At 56.4% G+C, this 3,292-nt stretch carries 6 protein-coding genes; all 6 read left to right on the top strand.

The window, feature by feature from the left end:
- Nucleotides 1–169, top strand: a 169-nt coding sequence (locus ACESMD_RS01990; protein WP_372609848.1) for a DUF4351 domain-containing protein, incomplete at its 5' end; no start/stop codon positions are given.
- 372 nt (nucleotides 170–541) lie between these two features.
- The gene (locus ACESMD_RS01985; protein WP_372609846.1) at nucleotides 542–694 is read left to right on the top strand and encodes a hypothetical protein; all 153 of its coding nucleotides are present in this window, start codon (nucleotides 542–544) and stop codon (nucleotides 692–694) included.
- A gap of 240 nt (nucleotides 695–934) precedes the next feature.
- Complete coding sequence (locus tag ACESMD_RS01980) at nucleotides 935–1,057, top strand: hypothetical protein (RefSeq protein ID WP_372609844.1); 123 nt, start codon at nucleotides 935–937, stop codon at nucleotides 1,055–1,057.
- A gap of 138 nt (nucleotides 1,058–1,195) precedes the next feature.
- Nucleotides 1,196–1,588 (top strand): hypothetical protein, encoded by a 393-nt coding sequence (locus ACESMD_RS01975; protein ID WP_372609842.1) that lies wholly within the window; start codon nucleotides 1,196–1,198, stop codon nucleotides 1,586–1,588.
- Complete coding sequence (locus ACESMD_RS01970; RefSeq protein ID WP_372609840.1) at nucleotides 1,567–2,997, top strand: ImmA/IrrE family metallo-endopeptidase; 1,431 nt, start codon at nucleotides 1,567–1,569, stop codon at nucleotides 2,995–2,997. Before ACESMD_RS01975 ends, ACESMD_RS01970 begins: the two co-directional genes overlap by 22 nt.
- Nucleotides 2,987–3,181 (top strand): AAA family ATPase, encoded by a 195-nt coding sequence (locus tag ACESMD_RS01965; RefSeq protein WP_372609838.1) that lies wholly within the window; start codon nucleotides 2,987–2,989, stop codon nucleotides 3,179–3,181. Before ACESMD_RS01970 ends, ACESMD_RS01965 begins: the two co-directional genes overlap by 11 nt.
- Nucleotides 3,182–3,292 lie beyond the last annotated feature (111 nt).

Below are 3,292 nucleotides of genomic sequence, written 5' to 3'. Positions count from 1 at the left end.
GCAACAGGGTGAGCAGACACTGCTACGCAAGCAACTGGTGCGCCGCTTTGGCCCACTCGATGACCAGATGCAGCAAAGGCTGGAACAGGCCACCACCGACGAATTGGAGCGCTGGGCCGAGAACCTGCTGGAAGCCCAGTCATTGGCCGAGGTCTTCCACCAGGGGTAGGCCAATACCCGCCGACCGCCCCGGTCACGATCTACGCTACGCCACCAAGTCCGGCAACTGTCAACGAAGGTGGGATTTTGTGGAGCTCGCGGGTCAGACCCCGGCGGAGCGCACATTGCGAACGGTCGACTGATACCGCGCCGAGCCACTGGCCCAGGGGCCTGACCCAAGGGCGGGCGGCGTCTCCAACCGGGCCGATGCTGCCGCGGATCTCTTGGCGTGTGGTGGTGTGGTCGTGTAGGCCGGTGAGGTCTCGCCTCGGGTGCCAAATAGGCGCGTTATACTCGACGGTATGCAGGAGCTGAAAGATATGGCAGAAAAGAAAAGAAAAAACTACTTAAGAACCATATGTTACTGGCAGCGGGCTCAGTGATGGAAGTATGGCCCGACCAAGACTATGCCGAATACATGCCTCAGCAAAGCACCGAGCAGCGCTTGGGCGAACACTGGAGCCATGTAGGCCAGTACCTGAGCACTGCCATGGAGCGTTACAAGAGCGAGGAGCCCGCCAGGAATGGCAACTGAAAGCCGGAGCAAGGTTCATCTCCCACGCCTGAGACGATGCTATCTGGCGCAACGGAGTCGGGTGAGGTTGCCGAGTTATTCGAGAAGCTGGAGTCTGGCGATCTCACCCATGATGAGCAGATACGGCTTGGTAAGGCAATGCCAGCCCCTTCATGGAACGCAACCGACGCAGGGGCAACGCCCTACCTGCCACATGCGCTGGCAAGCCCCATGCCGGGGCAGAGTTAGGAAGATGCGCTAATGCAGGATGCCATCGAGATCGGCGTGATGAACCGCACCGCCGAAGGGTGGTTGAATATCTCTGACCTGTTCCGGGTGGCTGCGGGAGTTAGCCGCCGTGGCGGGGTGAGCGCGATCCGCTGAGGCAAGTCGGCCCATCTTAGGCCGCTAGATGCTAGGCTTCTCAATCAGCACGGTGCTTTAGCAAGTTCTTCGGAAGCGCTATTCCATGGATAATTTGCTGATATTTAAAGTAAAAATTAGCTAACTTTCGGGGGTGGAATGCTGCAGTGGAAGTATGAGCGTGGCGAAGGGCGAACGAAGCACCGCTGGAAACACGATTATGCTGGCTTTGCACCGAGCGGGAAAGGGCCAGTCGGTAAATGCCCTCGCAGCATCACGGAGGAAGTGGCGACCGCTATACTCAACCAAGGCGTGCCGTTCTACGATGACCCGGATGATGACATTCCCTCCAAGATCTTCTCGGTGTATCAAGGCATTGTGTACGAAGCGGCACCGACACAGCCAGGAATCTCCTGGCATGGTTACCCTTGGCGTGGCGACTTGAAGGGGCGACCATCTTTACCGCGAAAGATACGCAGGCAGCTGGAAGGCATAGCGACACAAACCGGCTACGGTAATGAGTTCAAAAAATGGCTAGAACAATACAGCTAGGCAGCCAGGAGGGCATTTGCCTTGAGCTCTTGCTGGAGAGCTCGGAAGACAAATCAGCAGACCTGGTGTGGGGAAGTGGGCGAATCTTTGTCAATCGCACTGCGGTGATTGCAGGAGATGACGATGCGTCCATTTCATGGACTTGGGTTGATCTACTAGAGTGGTTGGCCAAACATTGGCCGTCCTTGCTGCTAGAGCAGGCTTTCCCATTCCAGATGGCCTCAACGGATATCCTGGCGCTGCAGAGTGACCTTGAAAAGCGCTGGGAAAGTATGGCAGAAGAGCGCGTTGAGGAGGAGGAGGAAGAGGCGCATCGCTTTCTTGCCCGCCATGACTTAACTCAGGGCTTCAAGGGGATCTATTTCCCAAGCGTGTATTTGATGCGCCAGGGAAATATCATCGAGATTTCCAGCGCAGAATGCTCCATAACGCTGCGGCTTGCCTTGTCGAAGGTGGTGGCTGATCTCGAGCAGATGGGTAATCAGTTGGCGAAGCTGGCCGATGTCACCGGCCAAGGCAGAGGAAAGTTAGCCGCACAGCGTTGGTACGCTCGTGAGGAACGTCTTAACCAAAATGCATTAAGCCTGTTGGCCGGGCTTTCACCCGAAAGTCTGAAGCAACTCCATCCGGATGCCAATAATTCTACATATTGGGAGTTTGATGCCCGCTCCCCACTGAACGACACTGAGCTGCTCGCAGCCGCAAGGATGACCCATAGCGTATTACTGCCCGATCAGCAGCACCAGCTGCTGGAGCAGGTTCGCATGATTCCCAAAGGGGCAACGCCAAGTCTCGATGCGTTAGCCGCTTCCTTGATACACGATTTTGAAGGCAGCGGTAAGCCGCATGACCAGGGCTACTGGGCTGCCACTTGGCTGAGACATGAGCTCGCCTATGAGCTCCATGAGCCCATAAACCTGATTGAGCTTCTGCAGCGGTGGGGAGTAGACGTTCAGGAAATAGAAATACCAGACACTAGCTTGGATGCGCTAGCTTGTTGGGGGCCGCGTCATGGGCCGGCAGTTTTACTGAATACGGCGAGTCAAAGTACCGCCGCCCACATCCATGGTAAAAATTCCACGCTGGCCCATGAGATCTGTCACCTGCTCATGGATCGCGATAGTGCGTTGCCAGTCGCCGAGGTACTCAACGGAAATACACCTGAGCGGTTGGAGAAGCGGGCGAGAGCCTTTGCCGCTGAGCTATTACTGCCACGCTCAGTGGCCGCTAATAAAGTCAAAACCGGTGAAGATTTGAAGGAAGTTATCGATGATCTCTCGCAGACATATCAAGTGAGTTTAGAGCTTGTCAGTTGGCAGATCATCAACTCAGATATCTACACGGCACTGAATGCTAATGAGCAGCGTTGGTTACGAAATCGTGTGAGCAGAGATTTTCATGCAACTTGACCACCTGACGCTCGAAAACTTCCGCGCCTGCGAACAGCTCGAGCTTAAGCTTGGGCAGCGCCTCACCGTCCTGCTGGGTAACAACGGCAGTGGTAAAACTTCGCTGCTGGATACCAACTATATCCCTGGCCTGCTCAAGCGCCGGCTCCGCCGAGCGATGGCGCCGCGCAGCATTAAGCACTGAGCAGGTTTTTGTGGGAGGCCGGCTCCGCCGGGCGATGGCGCCGCCAGGCGCCTGATACCGGCAGCGCGTCGCGCTGCATCGCGAGCTGAAGCTCCCTCCCACAAGGTCAAG

The sequence above is a fragment of the Halomonas sp. genome (assembly GCF_041689495.1).
GTDB lineage: Bacteria > Pseudomonadota > Gammaproteobacteria > Pseudomonadales > Halomonadaceae > Halomonas.
The sequence above is the reverse complement of the archived record's forward strand: the minus strand, read 5'-3'. Positions and strand labels throughout refer to the sequence as shown.

Excerpts from the sequence above, each read along its gene's own strand:
- ACESMD_RS01985 (WP_372609846.1), top strand. The coding sequence starts at position 542 with ATGGAAGTATGGCCCGACCAAGACTATGCCGAATACATGCCTCAGCAA.
- ACESMD_RS01980 (WP_372609844.1), top strand. The coding sequence starts at position 935 with ATGCAGGATGCCATCGAGATCGGCGTGATGAACCGCACCGCCGAAGGG.
- ACESMD_RS01975 (WP_372609842.1), top strand. The coding sequence starts at position 1,196 with ATGCTGCAGTGGAAGTATGAGCGTGGCGAAGGGCGAACGAAGCACCGC.
- ACESMD_RS01970 (WP_372609840.1), top strand. The coding sequence starts at position 1,567 with ATGGCTAGAACAATACAGCTAGGCAGCCAGGAGGGCATTTGCCTTGAG.
- ACESMD_RS01965 (WP_372609838.1), top strand. The coding sequence starts at position 2,987 with ATGCAACTTGACCACCTGACGCTCGAAAACTTCCGCGCCTGCGAACAG.